The 20275-nt window shown below is 59.7% G+C and carries 16 protein-coding genes, 1 tRNA gene and 1 pseudogene; 14 read left to right on the top strand and 4 right to left on the bottom strand.

Annotation, left to right across the window (positions count from 1 at the left end):
• Positions 1–927: isocitrate lyase (aceA, locus tag ACPYOI_RS27955; RefSeq protein WP_481423631.1), on the bottom strand; the 927-nt coding region annotated here is incomplete at its 3' end.
• Between the two features lie 183 nt (positions 928–1110).
• Between aceA and ACPYOI_RS27950 the strand changes: the two genes are divergently transcribed.
• The 5 genes from ACPYOI_RS27950 to ACPYOI_RS27930 all read left to right on the top strand — a co-directional run bounded on the left by ACPYOI_RS27950 (position 1111) and on the right by ACPYOI_RS27930 (position 6730).
• A complete protein-coding gene (locus tag ACPYOI_RS27950) occupies positions 1111–2523 on the top strand; it encodes a helix-turn-helix domain-containing protein (RefSeq protein ID WP_481415055.1) in 1413 nt (470 codons plus the stop codon).
• Between the two features lie 134 nt (positions 2524–2657).
• Positions 2658–3755 (top strand): polyamine ABC transporter substrate-binding protein, encoded by a 1098-nt coding sequence (locus ACPYOI_RS27945; RefSeq protein WP_481415054.1) that lies wholly within the window; start codon positions 2658–2660, stop codon positions 3753–3755.
• 95 nt (positions 3756–3850) lie between these two features.
• The gene (locus ACPYOI_RS27940; RefSeq protein ID WP_481415053.1) at positions 3851–4993 is read left to right on the top strand and encodes an ABC transporter ATP-binding protein; all 1143 of its coding nucleotides are present in this window, start codon (positions 3851–3853) and stop codon (positions 4991–4993) included.
• A gap of 3 nt (positions 4994–4996) precedes the next feature.
• Positions 4997–5908: an ABC transporter permease subunit gene (locus ACPYOI_RS27935; RefSeq protein ID WP_481415052.1), complete on the top strand. Its 912-nt coding sequence runs from the start codon at positions 4997–4999 to the stop codon at positions 5906–5908.
• A gap of 3 nt (positions 5909–5911) precedes the next feature.
• A complete protein-coding gene (locus ACPYOI_RS27930; protein ID WP_481415051.1) occupies positions 5912–6730 on the top strand; it encodes an ABC transporter permease in 819 nt (272 codons plus the stop codon).
• Position 6731: 1 nt separating this feature from the next.
• Here the strand turns inward: ACPYOI_RS27930 and ACPYOI_RS27925 are convergent, their stop codons facing one another.
• Positions 6732–8624: an AsmA family protein gene (locus ACPYOI_RS27925; RefSeq protein ID WP_481423630.1), complete on the bottom strand. Its 1893-nt coding sequence runs from the start codon at positions 8622–8624 to the stop codon at positions 6732–6734.
• Positions 8625–8787: 163 nt separating this feature from the next.
• Here ACPYOI_RS27925 and ACPYOI_RS27920 point away from each other — a divergent pair, with 163 nt between their 5' ends.
• Positions 8788–10740, top strand: a complete 1953-nt coding sequence (locus ACPYOI_RS27920; RefSeq protein ID WP_481415049.1) for an acetoacetate--CoA ligase — start codon at positions 8788–8790, stop codon at positions 10738–10740.
• A 225-nt stretch (positions 10741–10965) separates the two neighbouring features.
• Here the strand turns inward: ACPYOI_RS27920 and ACPYOI_RS27915 are convergent, their stop codons facing one another.
• On the bottom strand, positions 10966–14496 hold the full coding sequence (locus ACPYOI_RS27915) for an ATP-binding protein (protein ID WP_481415048.1): 3531 nt from the start codon (positions 14494–14496) through the stop codon (positions 10966–10968).
• Between the two features lie 210 nt (positions 14497–14706).
• Between ACPYOI_RS27915 and ACPYOI_RS27910 the strand changes: the two genes are divergently transcribed.
• The 5 genes from ACPYOI_RS27910 (at position 14707) to ACPYOI_RS27890 (ending at position 16549) form a co-directional block, all read left to right on the top strand.
• Positions 14707–15156: a phasin gene (locus ACPYOI_RS27910; protein ID WP_481415047.1), complete on the top strand. Its 450-nt coding sequence runs from the start codon at positions 14707–14709 to the stop codon at positions 15154–15156.
• 129 nt (positions 15157–15285) lie between these two features.
• Positions 15286–15362: transfer RNA gene (locus ACPYOI_RS27905), tRNA-His, on the top strand.
• Between the two features lie 193 nt (positions 15363–15555).
• Positions 15556–15798, top strand: coding sequence for a helix-turn-helix domain-containing protein (locus ACPYOI_RS27900; protein WP_168828460.1), 243 nt, complete (start codon positions 15556–15558; stop codon positions 15796–15798).
• A 128-nt stretch (positions 15799–15926) separates the two neighbouring features.
• Entirely contained in the window at positions 15927–16364 is a 438-nt protein-coding gene (locus tag ACPYOI_RS27895) for a DUF4174 domain-containing protein (protein ID WP_481415046.1), read from the top strand.
• A gap of 23 nt (positions 16365–16387) precedes the next feature.
• Positions 16388–16549 (top strand): hypothetical protein, encoded by a 162-nt coding sequence (locus tag ACPYOI_RS27890; RefSeq protein WP_481423629.1) that lies wholly within the window; start codon positions 16388–16390, stop codon positions 16547–16549.
• Here the strand turns inward: ACPYOI_RS27890 and ACPYOI_RS27885 are convergent, their stop codons facing one another.
• A complete protein-coding gene (locus tag ACPYOI_RS27885; protein ID WP_481415045.1) occupies positions 16550–17431 on the bottom strand; it encodes a LysR family transcriptional regulator in 882 nt (293 codons plus the stop codon).
• A 114-nt stretch (positions 17432–17545) separates the two neighbouring features.
• On the opposite strand from ACPYOI_RS27885, the gene ACPYOI_RS27880 reads away from it, so the two are divergent.
• From ACPYOI_RS27880 to ACPYOI_RS27870, 3 genes and pseudogenes are all read left to right on the top strand, one after another.
• The gene (locus tag ACPYOI_RS27880) at positions 17546–19042 is read left to right on the top strand and encodes a CoA-acylating methylmalonate-semialdehyde dehydrogenase (RefSeq protein ID WP_481415044.1); all 1497 of its coding nucleotides are present in this window, start codon (positions 17546–17548) and stop codon (positions 19040–19042) included.
• Positions 19043–19202: 160 nt separating this feature from the next.
• A complete protein-coding gene (gene rirA, locus ACPYOI_RS27875; protein WP_481423628.1) occupies positions 19203–19682 on the top strand; it encodes an iron-responsive transcriptional regulator RirA in 480 nt (159 codons plus the stop codon).
• A gap of 332 nt (positions 19683–20014) precedes the next feature.
• Positions 20015–20275: pseudogene (locus tag ACPYOI_RS27870) on the top strand (ABC transporter substrate-binding protein); the annotation flags it as partial.

Below are 20275 nucleotides of genomic sequence, written 5' to 3'. Positions count from 1 at the left end.
GTTATAGGCAAGAAGCTTGCCGGGATAGGCATTGTGCACGCCTTCTGCAAAGCGCCGCGCCTGCTCCAGATCCGGTTTGGAGGTCTCGCACCAGATGAGATCGCAATAGGGGGCATAGGCCACAGCTCGGGCAATGCAGGGTTCCAGCCCGTTCCTGACCTGGTAAAAGCCTTCGACGGTGCGGCCAGCATCGTGGTCGACGAAGGGACGGTCGCGCTCGTCGATGTCCGAGGTCAGCAGCTTGGCGGCCTCCGCATCGGTGCGGGCGATGACGAGAGTCGGAACACCCATGACGTCCGCCGCAAGCCGCGCAGCGTTGAGGTTGCGGATATGTGCTGCGGTCGGAATGAGAACCTTGCCGCCGAGATGACCGCACTTCTTTTCCGACGCCAGCTGATCCTCGAAATGGACACCGGCGGCGCCAGCCTCGACATAGGCTTTCATGATCTCGAAAGCATTGAGCGGTCCACCGAAGCCGGCTTCAGCATCGGCAACGATCGGCGCGAACCATGTCTCGACAGAAAGCCCGCGCTCTTCCGACGTCTCGATCTGGTCGGCGCGCTGGAGCGTCCGGTTGATCCGCTTGGCGAGTTCCGGTCCTGCATTGGCAGGATAGAGCGACTGGTCGGGATACATCGCCGAAGCAGTGTTCGCGTCGGCCGCGACCTGCCAGCCGGACAGGTAGATCGCCTTCAGGCCGGCACGCACCATCTGCATCGCCTGATTGCCCGAAAGCGCACCGAGCGCATTGACGAACTCGTCCTCATGCAGGAGCTGCCACAGGCGGTTTGCCCCGATTTCGGCAAGCGAATAGCGCAGTTCGACTGACCCCCGCAGCCTCTTCACGTCCTCGGGCGAGTAGGGCCGCTCGATGCCGTCGAAACGGCCAGATGGGGCGTTGCGGATCAGCTTGTCAAATTCAGTCACGATTTCCTCCTTCTGGATGAAGAACCTGATGGTGTCATGTGACAGAATTTACAAAATGGCGTCGAATAGCCAGAGGAAGCTTGATTTTCAGCAGATAAATGAGGTTAGATTGGCTTGGATCTTACAGGCTCGCTCTGTAAATTTGTAAATATTTGTAAATTCCTGTCGACGGAGAGGCGCCGAGTGGTCGAGCGGAAGATATTTGCCGGGCCGAAGGTCCGCCGGATACGCAATGGGCTGGCCGTCACGCAGACGGCGATGGCCGATGCGCTCGGGATTTCGCCGTCCTATCTCAACCTGATCGAGCGCAATCAGCGGCCCTTGACGGTCCAGCTGCTGTTGAAGCTGGCATCGGTCTACAAGGTCGATCTGGAGGAGCTGCAGGCCGAGTCGGGAGCCAATCTCGCTCAGTTGCGCGAAGTGTTCGCCGATCCTCTGCTTTCGGGCGAACTTCCCGGCGATCACGAACTCGTCGAACTGGCCGATGCCGCGCCGAACGCGGCAAGCGGGATCGTCAAGCTCTATCGCGCCTACCGCGAGCAGGCCTCGCGTCTTTCGGACCTGACGGTCCTGATGGCGGGAGAGGGTCAGGCTCCGGCGGCAGGCGCGCGCCTGCCGTCAGATGAGGTGCGAGATGTTTTGGAGCGCCGCTCCGCTTACTTCGGCACGCTTGAGGATGCGGCGGAGGCTTTCCGCACTGCCCTGTCGGCCGGTGAGCTGTCCCAGGTACTCAAGGACTGGCTGCAGAAGGAGCGCGGCATCAGCGTTCGCATCCTGCCGGTGCATGTGATGCCTGATTTGCGCCGCCGCTTTGACCGGCATTCGATGCGGCTCTTCATATCGGAGCGTCTTGCCGCTTGCGATCAGCTTCAGGAGATCGCCGTCGAGGCCGCGACACTTGCGCTTGGTGACGCAATTTCGCGAGAACTGGAAACGCTCGGCCTGTCAACGCCAGAGGCCAAGCGCATCGCACGCTTCGAGCTTGCGCGCTATGCCGCGCTTGCCCTGATGATGCCTTACGGCGCTATTCTTTCCGCGGCGAAAGCGTCGCGCTACGACCTCGACGTTCTCTGCGCACGTTTCGGCTGTTCATTCGGGCAAGTCGCGACGCGGCTGACGATGCTGCAGCAGCCGGCCAATGCCGGCATTCCCTTCTTTCTCATGGAAATCGATGCCGCGGGCCATCGGCTGCGGCGGGCCGGTGCGGCCGGCTTTCCGCATGCGCGTTTCGGCGGCGGCTGCCCGAAGCTCAACATCCATTCCGCCTTTCTCCAGCCGGCGCAGATTCTGGCCGAAGCCGCGGAGATGCCGGACGGCTCCGCATACCTCACCATATCCCGGACTCTTGAGGGGCCGAACGCACCTTTCGGCGAACGGCCTCGGCGTACCGCGCTTCTGCTCGGTTGCGACCTGGCGTTCAGGGACGGCACTGTCTATGGCCAGGCGCTCCCGGCCGTGCCACATACGGTTGCAATCGGGCCTGCCTGTCGCCTCTGTGAACGGAGGGGCTGTCTGGCGCGCGCCGAGCCACCCGTCACTCGCCCGCTCGGGCTAGATGAAATGGTAGCGGGGTTTAGTGCTTTCGATTTTCAGTAGCCGGCGAAATCATTGAGACTAGGCAGTATTTTGCTCTTGTCGCCTCGTAAAATCCTTTCTAGTCTACGCAAAAATCCAGAGGAAAAGGTATCCGCGGGCGCGGTGCCTATAATAAGAAACGGATAGGAGAGATCATGAGGTCAACAATCGCTAAGCTTGCAGCCGCAGCCGTCGCATCCGCCGTCATTGCGGCGCCGGCCTTTGCGCAGGAACGCGTCGTCAACGTGTACAACTGGTCGGACTATATCGACAGTTCCATTCTTGACGATTTCACCAAGGAAACCGGCATCAAGGTCGTCTACGACACCTTCGATTCCAACGAGACGCTTGAGGCCAAGCTGCTTGCGGGCGGCACGGGTTACGACGTGGTCGTTCCGACGGTCTCCTTCATGCAGCGGCAGATCGCTGCCGGTGTCTACCAGAAGCTCGACAAGTCGAAGTTGCCGAATCTCAAGAACATGTGGGACGTCGTGATGAAGGGTGTCGCCACCTTCGATCCCGGCAATGAGTACAGCGTCGACTATATGTGGGGCACCACCGGCATCGGCTACAATGTCGACAAGGTGAAGGCTGCCCTCGGCACCGACGAGAAGCCGGGCTGGGATGCGCTTTTCGATCCCGCCAAGGCTGCCAAACTCAAGGATTGCGGCGTCTACATGCTGGATTCGCCGACGGATGTCGTCCCCTCCGTCCTCGCCTATCTCGGCTTGAATCCGAACAGTACCGATTCGGCTGACCTGAAGAAGGCGCAAGACGTACTGATGGCCGTCCGCCCCTATGTCCGCAAATTCCACTCGTCGGAATATATCAACGCGCTCGCCAACGGCGATATCTGCATAGCGCTCGGCTATTCCGGCGACGTCTTCCAGGCACGCGACCGCGCTGCCGAAGCAAAGAACGGTGTGACGCTTGACTACTCCGTCCCGACCCAAGGCGCGCAAATCTTCTTCGACGTCTTTGGTATCCCGAAGGACGCTCCGCATGTCGAAGAGGCGCATGAATTCATCAACTACATGATGCGACCGGAAGTCGCCGCCAAGGCATCCAACTACGTCTTCTACGCCAACGGCAACAAGGCGTCGCAGCCGCTTCTCGACAAGGAGGTGATCGACGATACGGCGATCTATCCGCCGCCGGAAGTCATGGCGAAGCTTTTCACCGTCCCGCCGCTCGATCCGAAGGCCCAGCGCGTCGTGACACGACTGTGGACGACGGTCATTACTGGCCAATAAAGGCAATCAGGCCCGGACGGTAACGCCCGGGCCTTTTCTTGAGGTCTCCGGCCGTGAGGGAAGGCCGGTACTTAAATCATGCTTCGGGGAACCAGATGAAGTCACTTGGCAATATTCGCCGCACCTTCGCCCCTTGGGCCGATCCGGCTTCCAAGCCCTTTATTGCTTTCAAGAACGTAACGAAGAAGTTCGGCGATTTTACCGCGGTGGATGACCTTTCGCTGAATATCTATCACCGTGAGTTCTTCGCTCTCCTCGGCGCGTCGGGCTGCGGCAAGTCAACGCTGCTGCGCATGCTGGCGGGCTTCGAGCAGCCGACCTCCGGCGAGGTGATCCTCGACGGCACGGACTTGGCCGGAACGCCGCCTTACAAGCGGCCGGTCAACATGATGTTCCAGTCCTATGCGCTGTTCCCCCATATGACGGTCGAGAAGAATGTCGCCTTCGGCCTCCGCCAGGATGGCATGACGAAGGACGAGATTGCCGCGCGCGTTGCGCAGATGCTGAAGATGGTGAAGCTGGAACAGTTTGCCTCCCGAAGGCCGAACCAGCTTTCCGGCGGTCAACGGCAGCGCGTGGCGCTCGCCCGCTCGCTTGCCAAACGCCCGAAGGTTTTGCTGCTCGACGAACCGCTAGGCGCCCTCGACAAGAAGCTGCGTGAGGAAACACAGTTCGAACTCATGGACCTGCAGCAGAACCTCGGCCTGACCTTCGTCGTGGTGACGCACGATCAGGAAGAGGCAATGACCATGGCGGACCGTATTGCCGTCATGAGCCACGGCAAGGTCATCCAGGTTGCAACGCCTGCCGAGATCTACGAGGCGCCGAACTCCCGTTTCGTGGCCGACTTCATCGGCGACGTGAATATCTTCGACGGCAAGGTTGTCTCGGCCGATGGCACGAATGTCGAGCTCGCCGTCGATGCCGGCTTTACCATCAAGGTGGCCGCTTCGGACATGCCCGCCAAGGGCAGCAGCGCCGGCTTTGCGATCCGTCCCGAAAAACTCAAGGTGCTCCGTCATCCGCCGCCGAACCCTTCGGTCAATACGGCCTCCGGCGAACTGTGGGATATCGGCTATCTCGGCGACATGACGGTTTTCCACATCAAGCTGAAGAATGGCGAGATCGTGAAGGCTTCCTCGCTCAATGCCCAGCGCGCGGTGGATGATCCTTTCACCTACGATCAGGAAGTCTGGATCTCCTTCGCCGAAGACGCCGGCGTGCTTTTGAGGGATTGATCGATGGGCAAGCTCGGTTCTGCCGTTTACAGCCGCCTAGTGATCATCGTTCCCTATGCCTGGCTGCTGCTCTTCTTCCTTGCGCCGTTCTTCATCGTGTTCCGCATCTCGATGTCGGCGACGGCGATCGCCATGCCGCCCTACACCCCCGTCTTTTCATTCAGTGATGGCTGGTCTGGTTTCTGGGACAACGTGTCGGAGTTTTCATTCGAAAACTACGGCTTCCTGATCGATGATCCGCTGTATTTCAACGCCTACGTATCGAGCGTCGTGATTGCCGCGATCTCGACATTCCTGACGCTGATCATCGCTTACCCGATCGCCTATGGCATGGCGCAGGCGCCGCGCAGCATCCGTCCGACCCTTCTCATGCTGGTCATCCTGCCGTTCTGGACGAGCTTTCTGATCCGCGTCTATGCCTGGATCGCGATCCTCAAGCCTGAAGGTCTGCTCAATCAGCTCCTGCTGGCCACCGGCATCATCCATAGCCCGCTCATCATCCTGAACACCAACATCGCGGTCTATATCGGCATCGTCTACTCCTACCTGCCGTTCATGGTGCTACCGCTCTATTCCTCGCTTGAGAAAATGGATGGCACCTTGATCGAGGCAGCACAGGATCTCGGCTGCCCGCCGATCACCGCCTTCTGGCGCGTGACATTTCCGCTTTCGCTTCCCGGAGTTATTGCCGGCTGCATGCTCGTCTTCATTCCGGCCGTTGGTGAATTCGTCATCCCCGACCTGCTCGGCGGATCCGAAACGCTGATGATCGGCAAGACGCTCTGGAACGAGTTCAATTCGAACCGCGATTGGCCGGTCTCTTCGGCCGTCGCGACGATCCTGCTTATGATCCTCGTGATCCCCATCGTGTTCTTCCAGAATGCGCAGGCCAAAGCAGACGAGCAGGGGAGGTAAGCCATGTTGAAATGGACGCGCTTCAATATCGTCTCGGTTACGCTCGGCTTCGCCTTCCTCTATCTGCCGATCGTGTTGCTCGTGATCTTTTCGTTCAACGAATCAAAGCTTGTCACGGTCTGGGGCGGCTTCTCGACAAAATGGTATACCCAGTTGCTGTATAATCAGGCTTTGCTCGATGCCGCCTGGGTGACGGTGCGGGTCGGCGTGCTTTCCGCGACGCTCGCTACGATTCTGGGTACGCTCGCAGCCATCGCGCTCGTGCGTTACACGCGCTTTCGCGGCCGCATCCTGTTCTCCGGCATGGTTTACGCGCCTCTCGTCATGCCCGAGGTGATCACCGGGCTCTCCATGCTCCTGCTCTTCGTCGCGATCGGTCTCGATCGCGGGTTCTGGACGATCACGCTGGCGCATACGACGTTCACCATGAGTTTCGTTGCGGTCGTCGTGCAGTCGCGGCTGCTGAGCTTCGACCGTTCGATCGAGGAGGCGGCGATGGATCTCGGCGCCCCGCCCATCCGTACTTTCTTCGAGATCACCCTCCCGATCATCGCACCGGCTGTCTTCTCGGGTTGGCTTCTCGCCTTCATCCTTTCAATCGACGACCTCGTCACATCGAGCTTCACGTCGGGACCCGGTGCCACCACTTTGCCAATGAAGATCTATAGTCAGGTGCGTCTCGGCGTGACGCCGGAAATCAACGCGGTTTGCACGATCTTGATGGCCCTCGTGGCGTTTGGCGTGATTGGCGCCTCGATCATCACCAAGCGGCGCGAGGTGCAGCGGGAGCGCGACGAGCGCGCGGCCGCCGCCGCAGCCTGAATCAAGGGGAGTTGCCGGTCGCCTGCTGATTGATCACCGGCACCGGCGAAATCACCGGGTTCAGCCACGAGCCTCCGACGAAGAACGGCAAAAGCGGAAACTCCGCCGCTCTGGTGTCATCCGTCGCCTGTAGCGAGCCGGACAGCGCCAGCCCATCGGATTCATATGGAATGATGCCCGAAAGCGTCAGCGTCTCGTCGGGGCCTTGAATGTTCACGCCGCGTAGCTCCGCTGATCCGCCTGCAAAGGTTGCCGTCATATCGAGTTGGTTGAAGTTGAAATTCTCGCCGGAAACGGCGCTGAGCGGAAAGAACTGCTGCTGGGTGGCCCGGCCCCGCATAGCTGCCACATCGAGACCACGGATTGACCCGGCGTTGGTATGGAAAGCCAACTGCCCGGACACGTCGGCGGCGCGCGCCGTCCAGATCGGCTTGCCGGTTTTCAAGGAAATGTCGAGCGACCCGGTCGCAAGCGGCCAGGAGCCCTTCAATTGCAGTCGCTCGATCAGCCCTGCGAAATCTGCGCCGCGGATGGAGATCTGCAGCTTGCCGCCGCCGTCGAAGTCGCCTCGCATCGCTTCCAGATGCGCCGTCATCTCGCCGCCTTCGAACTGGCTGTCGCCAATATCGAATTTGGCTTCGTTGCTGGACACGATGATGCTCGCGCCGACATCGGCAAGCCGGAAAGGCGGAAGCTGCATTTCCTTGGTGGAAAACCTGAGGTCGACATCGAGGTTCTGCAATGAACCGCCGTCTTCCGGCGCTCCAGCCTCACCGGCGGCCAGGCGCAGGGCGAACGCGTCGAAGAAAGGCTGCAGATTTACGCTATCGAACGCCAACGTGCCGCCAAGTCTTGACCGCTGGTTTGGCCGTAGCGAAACATCCAGTACGCCGGTTGCGTTTGCGCCGTTGAGCCCAAGCGCGACATTGTTGAAACGCAGGGCATTGCCGGTCGAAAAGATGTCACCCTGGATCGAGAACGATCTCAGGGTCTCGACCCCCGGGATGGACTTGCCTGACCAGGTCAATAGCGCCGGCACATCAGGAACGTTGACCGCCATGTTGCCGGATACGCCGGCGAGACTTGCTATGCTGCCAAGGCCGGTGAACTCCGCCGTCATGAGGCTGGAGTTGAGCGAAGTCTTGATGTCGGCAACCTTGCCATCAAAGACCAGCAGCGGGCTTCTGGAAGAGAAGTCGAGTTTCAAATCCTCGCCGCCCGTCCTGGCGATCAGCACCGCTGTCATCGGGCTTGAAAGCCGTGGCCAGCTGACATCCGCGCTCACGTCCTCGAAATGGTAGGTCTTGCCGCTCGCAAGATCTGCGACGTTGAACGTACCGTCCTCGACAGTGATGGTGCCTATCGGCGCGTCATGCTTTTCGTCGAGGACTTCCGCACCACCTTCCTGCCGCGCTCTGGCAATCGCCTTCGCCAGCTGCCCCGCATAGGTCCAGTCGATCAGACCCTGTTGATCGCGAGTGAGAGAAAGATTGGGGCGTAGGAGGTGAAATTCGTGAAAGCTGGCGCTGCCTCGGATGGCGTCGATAAGGCTGAAGTCGGCTGAAAGGCTGTCGATTGTGCCGAGCAGCTTATCCCCGCGGCCCTCAGGCTGGCGGATGGTGATCTCGTTCAGCGTTATGCGCGGCGTCGGCCAGAATTCCAGAACCGGCGTGCCCTTGATTTCGGCATGGTACCCGGTCCATTTCGACAGCTGGTTCTCAATGCCGGTGCGCACCAGCCCGGTCGAAACCAGGTAAGGCGCGGCAACGCGCAGCGCCACGAAAATGAGTGCAGCAATCAGCACGAGGCTCGTTGCGATACGGGCAACGCCCGGCAGCCAGCGGGACAGGGGTACCATCTTTCGCCGCCATTTTGGTTGTCTTGACGTACCCATAAGTTTCGCCAGTATTTTTGAGCTGCTTACCCGTTAAGTGCAGATTTGGCCGGATATATGAAATGACGGATCTATGCAAATCCCCCGACGAGGCGCTCAATGCAATGCACACTTTATAATGCAATGCAGCATGGTATATAGCGGGAAAGAGGGAGGAGATTGAATGAGCGATACCGTGCCGCTTTGGGTACCTTCGAGGGGATCGATCGAAGCAAGCCCGATGTACGCGTTCATGCAGCGCTGCAACGCCGAGTTCGGCCTGAACCTCGAAACCTATTCGCAGCTTCACGCCTGGTCGATTGCCGAGCGGGAAAAATTCTGGACCTCGATCTGGACGTTCTGTGAGGTGAAGGGGGAGCGAGGCGCGCGAACGCTTACCGACGGCGATCTCATGCTCAAGGCCCGCTTCTTTCCCGATGCGAGATTGAACTTCGCGGAAAATCTGCTGTCGAGCGAGGGGGAGGCGGATGCCATCGTCTTTCGCGGCGAGGACAAGGTAGAAGACCGCTGGTCTTGGGATCGGCTGCGTGCGCTGGTCTCACGGCTGCAGCAGGCCTATCGCGCGCTCGGCATCGGGGAGGGGGACCGCATCGCTGCGATGATGCCGAACATGCCGGAGACCGTTGCCTGCATGCTGGCGGCCGCCTCGATCGGTGCCATATGGTCGTCCTGCTCGCCCGATTTCGGCGAACAGGGCGTGCTCGATCGTTTCGGACAGATCGGCCCGAAACTCTTTATTGCCTGCGACGCCTATTGGTATGGCGGCAAGCTGCAGGATGTCAGGACGAAGGTCAGTGCGGTTGCTAAGAGCCTCGGCGCTCCGGCAGTCATCGTCCATTATGCCGGCGATGCCGACGCAGTCGCGAGCGATGCGCCGAAGGCAAAGACGCTCGAACAATTCATCGAGCCATACCAGCCGAAGGCCGTCGAGTTCGTCCAACTGCCCTTTGCACATCCGCTCTACATTCTCTTCTCGTCCGGCACGACGGGTGTGCCGAAATGCATCGTTCATTCCGCTGGCGGCACCCTGCTGCAGCATTTGAAGGAGCAGCGCCTGCATTGCGGCATCAAGCCCGGCGAAAAGCTCTTCTATTTCACGACATGCGGCTGGATGATGTGGAACTGGCTGGTGAGCGGACTTGCCGCCGGCGCGACGCTCTGTTTGTTCGACGGCTCGCCCTTCGCGCCTGATGGCAATGTATTGTTCGACTATGCGCAAGCGGAAAAGTTCGCGGTCTTCGGTACCTCCGCCAAGTATATCGACGCGGTGCGAAAGAGCGGTTTGACGCCGCGCACCACGCACGATCTTTCGAGCCTGCGTCTCATGATGTCGACCGGCTCGCCGCTTTCGCCTGAAGGCTTCACCTTCGTCTATGAGGGCATCAAGGAAGATATCCAGCTTGCCTCCATCTCGGGCGGCACCGACATCGTCTCCTGTTTTGTACTCGGCAATCCGCTGCAGCCGGTCTGGCGCGGCGAAATCCAGGGCGCGGGCCTCGGCCTTGCCGTCGACGTATGGGATGACGAAGGCAACCCGGTCCGCCAGCAGAAGGGCGAACTGGTCTGCACCAAGGCCTTCCCGTCGATGCCGGTCGGCTTCTGGAACGATCCCGACGGTACGAAATACAAGGCCGCCTATTTCGAGCGCTTCGACAATATCTGGTGCCACGGCGATTTCGCCGAATGGACAGAGCATGGCGGCCTCGTCATCCATGGCCGTTCCGACGCGACGCTCAATCCCGGCGGGGTGCGTATCGGTACTGCCGAGATCTACAATCAGGTCGAGCAGATGGAAGAGGTGGCCGAGGCGCTGTGCATCGGCCAGGAGTGGGATGATGACGTGCGCGTGGTGCTCTTCGTTCGTCTCTCGCCGGGAGTCACATTGACGGACGACCTCGTCAAAGCCATCAAGACCCGCATTCGCACCGGCGCTTCGCCCCGCCATGTCCCGGCAAAGGTCATCGCCGTTCGCGATATTCCGCGCACGAAATCCGGCAAGATCGTCGAACTCGCGGTCCGCGAAGTCGTGCATGGCCGGCCGGTGAAAAACAAGGAGGCGCTGGCCAATCCCGAGGCCCTCGACCTTTTTGTCGGGATTGAAGAACTGCGGGTGTAGGTTTCCGTAAAATGCGGCGGAAACTGCAAGCTTTCACCTGCGAGAGATAAGCTGGCTCGGATACCTTTTGTTAAGAAAGGTTTGTCAAAGGTGAAACCAACTTGGGGCTGCGCATGAACGATGCAGCTTGGCGCCTTCGGGCCCCCGAAACATGACGTTGTACGACTAAGCTCTTTGTTGAACAGCACCAAATTTCAGGCAGCCTCTTCGGCTGCCTTTTTTGTTTCAGCCTGCCAACACCCGCTGAGACGGGAATGTGATTTCCACCAGCGTGCCTTCGTTGGGCGCCGAATTGATCGAGAAAGTCGCCCGGTTCGCATCGACCATCGCCTTGGTCAGCGGCAGGCCGAGACCCGTACCGTCGCCTCGATGGCGCGCATGGGCAGAAACTTGCCGGAACGGCTTCATTGCCTGGTCGAGTTCGCTACGCGTCATGCCGATGCCGGTGTCGCGGACACGCAGCACGACGCTTCCGTTTGGTTCATATGACGTCGAGACAACGATCTGGCCGCCCGGCGGCGTAAAGCGGATTGCGTTGGACAGGATGTTGAGCGCGATCTGCTTGATGGAGCGGAGATCGGCAACGACGTTCGGAACCGACTGCGATAGCGCCGTGCGGATAATGACGCGCTGACCGTTCGCCTGCGGTTGCACCAGCGCCACGGCTTCGGAAATGGCGTCGTTGAGACCGACGGCCGCGAAATCAAGGTCCATCTCGCCCGCCTCGATCTTTGAGATATCGAGAAGATCGTTGACGATATCGAGGACATGGCGGCCCGAGCGGCCGATGTCATTGGCGTATTCGATGTAGCGCGGATGCCCGATTGGTCCGAAGCGCTCGCTCGCCATCATGTCCGAGAAGCCGATGATGGCATTGAGCGGCGTACGGATTTCATGGCTGATGCGCGCCAGGAAATCCGTCTTATGGGCGTTCGCCGTTTCAGCGGCACCTTTGGCACTGCGAAGCTCTTCTTCGGTCCGCTTCCACTGGGTGATGTCGCGGATCACGGCGCAATAGCCATTGGATGAGGTGAGCCGGCCCATGGTCATGAAGAGCGGCACGAATCCGCCGGACGCCTCGCGGCCGATCACTTCCCGCCCGTCGTTCAGAACGCTCGCGACGCCGTGGCCGGAGAGGCCGTGCAGATAGTCGAGCACCGCCTTCTGGCTCTCATGCGCAAAGAGCATCACGAAGGGCTTGCCGCGTGTTTCTTCTTCATCAAAGTTGAAAAGCGCGCTTGCCGAGCGGTTCATCGAGCGAATGTCGCCCTCTGCACCGATGACGACGACCCCGTCGGTCGCCGTTTCCAGGATCGAGCGAAGCTCCTCCACTTCGATCTGCAACTTGGCAACCTTCTCGACCATCCGGTTCTCTGAGCGGGTTTCCGCGGGCACTTCTACGCTCCGCATCGGCGTCGCGTCGCTTGCTTCAACCGGCATCAGCGCGAGCATCAGCGCGCTGGATTCTTCCCAGCGGATCGATTGCAGCCGGGCGGTTACCGGCACGAGAGTATCGTCGGCGGTAACAAGCATCATCGTGCCCGGGCGCCCTTCCAGGTCGCGGCGCTGAAGCAGCGCGTCGATCCCGCCGACGTCGCTCAACTCGGCGAGCGAAGCATAGCCGGTGAGGCGCATGAATTCGGGATTGGCATGGAGCAGCGCATCGCCGGCGTGGATCAGCACGGCAAGCGGCAACTGATCGACCGTGTCGGCCGATAGCCCACTCGTCATCTTCACACGCGGCGGAATGGCGCTGCTCAGCACCTGCATAGGGCTGAAGGTCTCGTGCAGGCCTTCGGTGGCGTCGTCGTCATTCTGCTCGGACGAGTCGGTGTGCTGGTCCGCCGCTTTTGGGGCTCCGGCAGGTTCGTCGCTCGCCGCGCTGGCGCTTTCGAAGATTGCCTCCTCCGGCGCAGCTTCGCCTGCAGGCTCTTCCGGTTCGTCCTGAGCCGGCGCCTCCTCGTTGCGAACGCCGAAGGCTTCGAGGCGCTTTGCGATCTCGCGGAAGTTTGCCTGTTCGGCGACGCTCAGGCTCGGGCCTGCGCCATGGATCTGAACGATCTTATCCGTCAGCCGGCGGCTCGGCGTCTCTACTATTCGCAGGACCGGCGGCTCTTCAACAGGCGCGGGTTCAGCCGCCTTCTGCGGCTCCGGGGTGGCTTCCGGAGCATCGGACGCAGGTTGTGCCTCCGATGTCGTCGGGGCAACTTGTTCCGCAGCCGCTTCCGGCAATTGATCAGGGCTGGCCACATCGTGGTCCAGGGTATCCGGACCGAGCGCGAGGCCGAGCGCCAGCGGATCCTCGGTCGCGTCGGAAAGCCGCACAACGCCGAAACCCCGAAAGCCGTCGAATTCCCGGGCACGCGTATAGGTCGGGAGCGCGGCGAGGTCGACAGGAACGATCAGGCTCGTTCCCTCGACGGGCCAGTGGATCGTCTTGCCGGACCAGGTATCACGGCGCTCGAGGGCCTCGGTGATCTTGCCTTCGGGATCGAGATTGAAGAGCGCCGCAATGTCGCTGAAGGCAACGCCGATGATATTTGCCGCGTGCGGACCAACCGCGGCGGCGAATTCGGCGGATACTTCGCTGAAGTGCCCGTCAGCGTTGATCTTCCAGACGAAACGCGTGGCACGGCTGTTGGGCCTGAATGTAAAGCCCTCAGCCGCCGGCGGGGCGGCAATCTCATCTGTTCCGGAAGGCTTGGAAGCCGGCCGCTCCGCGATCTCGCACCCTGGGTTCTCTCCGGCAGGCTCAGCCCGCTCGACGCCCAAAGGCTGCGTTCCTGTTTTCGGTTCCGCGCGATCGATAGCCGCGTGCCCAGCATCATCGGTGAGCACGTTTTCCGGTTCCGCAAAGATAAGTTCGTTCTGTTCGGTGCCATCGGCTACCGGCTCGTTTTCAGCTTCGGCGGCAGGTCCGATTTCCTCGTCTTCGGCCACGTCCTCCAGCGTCTCTTCCACATCCTCGATACGCGCGACCGCATCGAGCGCCTGGTGGAATTTTTCGCTCCCCGGGTTCGCGGTATGGTTAACGGCGGCTGTGGATAACGCCTCCTCTTGTGCCGGCGTTTCGATCGGGTCGAGATGGCCGATTACGGTTTCGACGGCGAACAGTAGGTTGAGTGCCGGTTCATCGCTGAGCTTGCCGATGGCAGCCGGTAGGTAGCCCTTGCCGGTGGCGACGGGCCGCTTAACAAGCCGGTCAGGATGGGCGCCTGCCAGGCGAGTCAGCATCTTTGCCGTCTGCCCGGTGATGCCAAGCGATGCGTAACCGGGCGAAGAGGCAATGACTTCGCCTTCCGCGCCGATAACGGCCATATGAGTATCGGGGTCGTCGAGCCCCTGAAGCATCTGCGCTGCGGCTTCCGCGGCAGGAAGTGGCCGTGATGAAACAGGCACCGAGAAGAGAATGGCTCGTTCGCCGGAGGAAAGGCCGATCAGCTCGGACGTTGCCTTGGCGGGGACACGCTGGAAGCCCTTGGCGATCCGGATCATGAGGTCCCTGCTGTCGCCAACCGTGGAGAGCTGGCGTGCCGTCGTCTCCAGCTGCCGGAAGGTGATATCCGCGCGATTTACGCCCTGATCAAGAAGGTCGTAGACTGCCGTCTGGCCGAAGAGTTCCGCGCCGGCGCCGTTCGCCCAAAGCAAGCGGGAAAGATCTGCCGAAAAAAGGGCGATCGCTTCGCCGCGCGCAAAGCGTTCACGCACCCGCTGATGCACGGCAATGTCGATGAACGGGTACTGGACTGCGGGCATGTCGGAACCGGTCCCTCGGCCTCTTTAAATTAACGCTCTATTAATAACGACGCGCCGGAAACCGGTCCAGCTTGGCGCCTGGCTTTCGGGTGAAAAGGTTAATGCGTTGTGCGGCGCACAAATATGTTGCAATGCACAATAAACTCCTCTATATGAGATTTATCGAAACTACCGGGCAACTATCTCCGGGACCCAAGGAGTTTAATGCAGATGGCTACCATAAAGACCAACGAGGTTTTTTCAATGTCGTCCTTCGACCCGACGAAATTCGCCGAATCCTTTCGTGATTTCACTGAAAAGGGCGCCGAGCAGTCGCGCGAGGCCTATGCCAAAATGAAGGCTGCAGGCGAAGACGCCAGCAAGACTCTCGAAGCGACCGTTCAGAATGCGCAGGCCGGCACCGTCGAAATCGGCCTGAAGGCGATCGATGCGCTCCGCACGAACGCTGAAAACTCGCTCTCCTACATGGAAGCGCTGCTCGGCGTGAAGTCGGTCGCAGAACTTGTCGAACTCCACACGACTTTCCTGCGCAAGCAGGCAGAGGTGACGGTCGAGCAGGCGAAGTCGATGCAGGAAACCTCGAAGCAGGTTGCCGAGAAGGTCACAAAGCCTGCCAAGGAAGCCGCCGACAAGGTCATGGCTTCGTTCAAGGCGGCCTGATCAGCACCGGCTACGATCGAACAAAAGGCTGGACCGTATATCCAGCCTTTTTGTATATTGGGGCAGATAGGGCTTGAATTAATTTCCAAGTCCTCGTATGTGACCCCCGTCGCGCCCGGCGCGACTTGTGCGGTTGTAGCTCAGTTGGTTAGAGCGCAGGTTTGTGGCACCTGAGGTCGGAGGTTCGAGACCCCCCAACCGTACCATTTCTTCTCAAACTCGAGTTCATCGTATCAAGCGTCTGGCTTATCGTTGACCGACACTTGCCCTCTGACCCCTGCCGCCTATCTGCGACCGCAGCGTTAGTAAACTTTCTGTAATGTTGCGTTGCAAAATGTGAGCCGGAGTGCCATTTTGTGCCGGGGGTTACATCAGGGTGCTTTTAAGAAGGAGACTTTAATGTCCATTTCCCTTAAAAATCTGGATGAATCCAAAGCGACCGTTTCCGCAATCAACGTCGCTGCCGAGGTCAGGAAGGCGCGTGAAGCCGTTGGCTACAGCGTCGATGATCTGGCGGAGACTTGCGGCCTCGTCGAAAGTGAGATCATCGACATTGAAAATGGCAAAGATGCCGATCCGGCGAAGCTGAAGCGTATTGCCGCCGCCTTGCAGGTTCCGGTGTCTGCCTTCATTCCCATGTAAGATTGCATTGTGAAGGGACCGAAAAAGCCGGCCGAGCAGGCCGGCTTTTTCGTTGGCTTTTCCAAGCTTCCGAATTCATGGAACCGGCTTCTTCCTCCATTCGTTCTAAGGTGGACGGGAGAATGAGAATGTCGAAAGAGCTTCTTTACGGTGCAACGAAGGTGGAAGAGACCGAAGGCGGCAAGGCGGCGCTCGAAAGCCTTGAGCAGTTCCGGTGGCGGAACCGTGTCATGGTGATCTTCGTCTATAAGGACAACAGCCGCGCCGCCCGTCAGGAAAACCAGCTGCTCGCGGATCGCCCCGGCTTGGAGGAGCGGCATATGGTCGTTCTCAAGATCTCCGGCAGTTCGATCAAGCCTGTCTTCGGTGCAGGCGAGAATTTGGACGAACAAACGATCCGAAAGGAGCTCGACGCCCCCGAGAGCGGCGAGTTCGGGGCCGTCTTGATAGGCAAGGATGGAACCGTCAAACTCAAGGTGAGCGAGCCGGTGAGCAACGTTGAGCTCTTCGCCATCATCGACAGCATGCCCATCCGGGCAGCGGATTCCCTAACGCCCGACATATAAAGAGAAGACGGAAGGAGCAGGATATGTCCGTTCCCAACGAACCTATCCCCGATCAGCCGCCGATGCCCTTACCGGGCTGGAAGCCGATACCACCGATCAAGGAACCGGAACCTGACCGGTTGCCGGACGAGGCGCCCAATCCCAATCCGGACGAAAACGAAGAGCCTGCCAAGCGGGCCTGCTGATCAAAGAAATGTCTGCCGCTCGACGCTCACCAGTTCTTGCAGGAAGTCCGCAACGGTGCGCACGCGAACCAGATCGCGGGCGCTCTCGTGATACGTCGTCCAGTAGGCGCGTTTGATGGAAACAGCGGGCAAGATCCGAACCAGTTCGTCATATTGCCGCGCGATATAGTCATGCAGGATACCGATACCGGCGCCGGATCGCACGGCTTCGGTCTGCCCGATCGCCGTCGATATCTCGAAGGACGCATCCCAGCTGCGCATCACCACGCCGGAGAAATTGAGCGAGGGTGTGAAGATCAGATCCTCGACATAGCCGATCCGGGGATGAGTTTTCAGGCCGTCGACATCAAAGGGCTCGCCGTTGGTAGCAAGATAGCCGCGCGATGCGTAAAGGCCGAGCGTATAGTCGGTGAGTTTCGACGAAACGAGACGGCCCTGTTCCGGCCGCTCCAAGGTGATCGCGATATCGGCTTCGCGCTGCGAGAGCGAGAACGAGCGGGGCACCGGCACCAGCTGGATGCGAAGCTCCGGATGCCGCTTGATAAGCTGGCCGAGACGCGGCGCGAGAAAGGAAACGCCGAAGCCGTCGGGCGCGCCGATGCGGACCGTGCCGGCAATCGTGCTGTCCAGGCGTCCAATACCCGCCTGCGCCCGCAGCATCTCCGTTTCCATGCGTTCCGCGGCGTGGAGAAAGACCTCGCCCTCGGCCGTCAGTTCGCAGCCATTGGTCCGCCGGATGAGAAGGCGGCTCTTCAGCCGCTCTTCGAGCGTGGTCATGCGGCGGCTGAGCGTCGCGTGGTTTACGCCCAGTCGCTTCGAGGCGCCTAGAATCTGCCCGGTGCGCGCGACGGCGAGAAACATACGCACATCATCCCAGTCCAAAGCACACCTTTGACTTTAATTTTTGCACAGCGGTTGCTTATCCGAACTCATTGATTTGTGCAAATTGAAGTGCGATTGTGCGCCATCTGAAGAAATAAAAGAGGAGGCACATCCATGCGTGAGATCGGTCATTTCATTGGCGGCAAGCATGTCGCGGGCAAAAGCGGCCGCAGCAGCAACGTCTTCAATCCGGCCACCGGCGAAATCCAAGCGACCCTTGCGTTGGCGGGCGTCGAGGAAATTCGTGCGGCCGTCGCCAATGCCAAGGAAGCGCAGCCGAAATGGGCAGCGACCAATCCGCAGCGCCGCGCCCGCGTCTTCTTCAGGTTCGTGGAACTGCTCAACAAGCACATGGACGAGCTCGCCGCTCTGCTTTCGAGCGAACACGGCAAGACGGTCGAAGATTCCAAGGGCGATCTCGTCCGCGGTCTCGAAGTCTGCGAATTCGTCTGCGGCATTCCGCATCTGCAGAAGGGGGAATTCACCGAGGGCGCAGGCCCGGCGATCGACATGTATTCCATGCGTCAGCCGGTCGGCATCGGTGCCGGCATTACGCCGTTCAACTTCCCGGCGATGATCCCGATGTGGATGTTTGCGCCGGCGATCGCCTGCGGCAATGCGTTCATCCTCAAGCCTTCGGAGCGCGACCCGTCCGTTCCGCTGCGTCTTGCCGAACTGATGATCGAAGCCGGGCTTCCGGCAGGCATCCTGAACGTCGTCAACGGTGACAAGGCTGCCGTCGACGCGATCCTGACGGATCCGGATATCGGTGCTGTGACCTTCGTTGGTTCCACGCCGATCGCACGTTATGTCTACGGTACGGCGGCAATGAACGGCAAGCGTGCCCAGTGCTTCGGCGGCGCGAAGAACCACATGATCATCATGCCGGACGCCGACATGGATCAGGCCGTCAACGCGCTGATGGGTGCCGGTTACGGCTCCGCCGGCGAACGCTGCATGGCGATTTCCGTTGCCGTTCCGGTCGGTGAAGAAACAGCAAACCGTCTGGTCGACGCGCTGACGCCGAAGATCGAGTCGCTGCGTATCGGGCCTTACACCGATGAAAAGGCAGACATGGGTCCGCTGGTCACCAAGGAAGCCTATGCGCGCGTCAACGGCCTGATCGATCGCGGCGTCGAGCAGGGGGCCAAGCTCGTCGTCGATGGCCGCGGCTTCAAGCTGCAGGGTTATGAAGACGGCTATTTCGTCGGCGGCTCACTATTCGACCACGTCACGCCGGAGATGGATATCTATAAGACTGAAATCTTCGGGCCGGTGCTCTCCGTCGTCCGCGCCCATAACTATGAAGAAGCCCTCTCGCTGCCGATGAAGCACGAATACGGCAATGGCGTTGCGATCTACACCCGCGACGGCGATGCTGCCCGCGACTTCGCTGCGCGCATCAATATCGGGATGGTCGGCATCAACGTTCCGATCCCGGTTCCGCTGGCCTACCACTCCTTCGGCGGCTGGAAAGCCTCCAGCTTCGGCGACCTCAATCAGCACGGGATGGACTCGATCAAGTTCTGGACCAGAACCAAGACGGTTACCGCCCGCTGGCCGTCGGGCATCAAGGACGGCGCCGAATTTGTCATGCCGACGATGAAATGATGCGACTCTGAGAACACACCAGGAAACGGGCCCTTGTGGCCCGTTTCGTTTTTGTGCGGCGGCCCGCGCAAACGTGAATGTAATTTTCATATTTTGGAATTGTTCAAAACTACCAAAGCCACTATATAGGCTCCAGCCCCACACGATTCAGGAGATCGGCATGCGTTTGACGAAGCAGACCAACTATGCGGTTCGCATGTTGATGTATTGCGCTGCCAATGAAGGACACTTGAGCCGGATTCCTGAAATTGCCAAGGCTTACGGGGTTTCCGAGCTCTTTCTGTTCAAGATTCTGCAGCCGCTCACCAGAGCGGGCCTGGTGGAAACCGTTCGAGGCCGCAACGGCGGCGTCCGCCTCGGCAAGCCGGCGGCGGACATCAGCCTTTTTGACGTCGTCAAAGTCACCGAGGACAGCTTTGCGATGGCCGAATGCTTCGAAGACGGCGCGGTTGAATGTCCTCTGGTCGATAGCTGCGGTTTGAACTCGGCACTGCGCAAGGCCCTCAACGCCTTTTTCGATGTGCTGACCGAGTATTCGATCGATGACCTCGTGAAGGCGCGTCCGCAGATCAACTTCCTTCTTGGCCTTACAGGCGACCAGGACTATCGCAGGCTCGCCATCAGCGCTCCGGCAGCCTAACACGTCATAGTCGAGTATCCTAATGATCGCAGCTACGCCCAGTAGCTGCGATTTTTGCTTTTTGAGGCGGCTTTTTCGACGCGCAAAGCTCTCTGCCGTTACGCTAAATGTGTGAAATCGTACCAAATATGACAAAAATGAGCGGGTTTCATGTCGTTTATTTCCAATTAAGTCCTATTTTTGACCGAAAATTTCTAAAGTTGTCCAACTGGGAAAATTTCCTTCGAATACCGTTGCTTTCAGTAGATAAATGTCGTTCCATCGGTGCCGCTGACCGGAAGGCTGCTCTCCGGTCTAGAAAGTCAAAAGAACAAAGCTGGGAAAACACCATTATGAAAAAGTTCTCCGTCCTGCTGGCAGCGACGGCCTTGGCTTCGGTCATGGCAACGTCCGCCTGGTCAAAAACCCTTGTCTATTGCTCTGAAGGTTCGCCGGAAGGCTTCGATCCGGGCCTGTACACCGCTGGCACGACATTCGATGCGACGTCGCGCACCGTCTATAGCCGCTTGGTCGAATTCAAGCACGGCAGCACCGAGGTTGAGCCGGGTCTTGCCGAGAGCTGGACCGTTTCCGACGACGGCACGGTCTATACC

The sequence above is a fragment of the Rhizobium sp. SVR5-2C genome (assembly GCF_056755115.1).
Note: the sequence above shows the minus strand (reverse complement) of the source record. Positions and strands in the feature narration are given on the sequence as shown.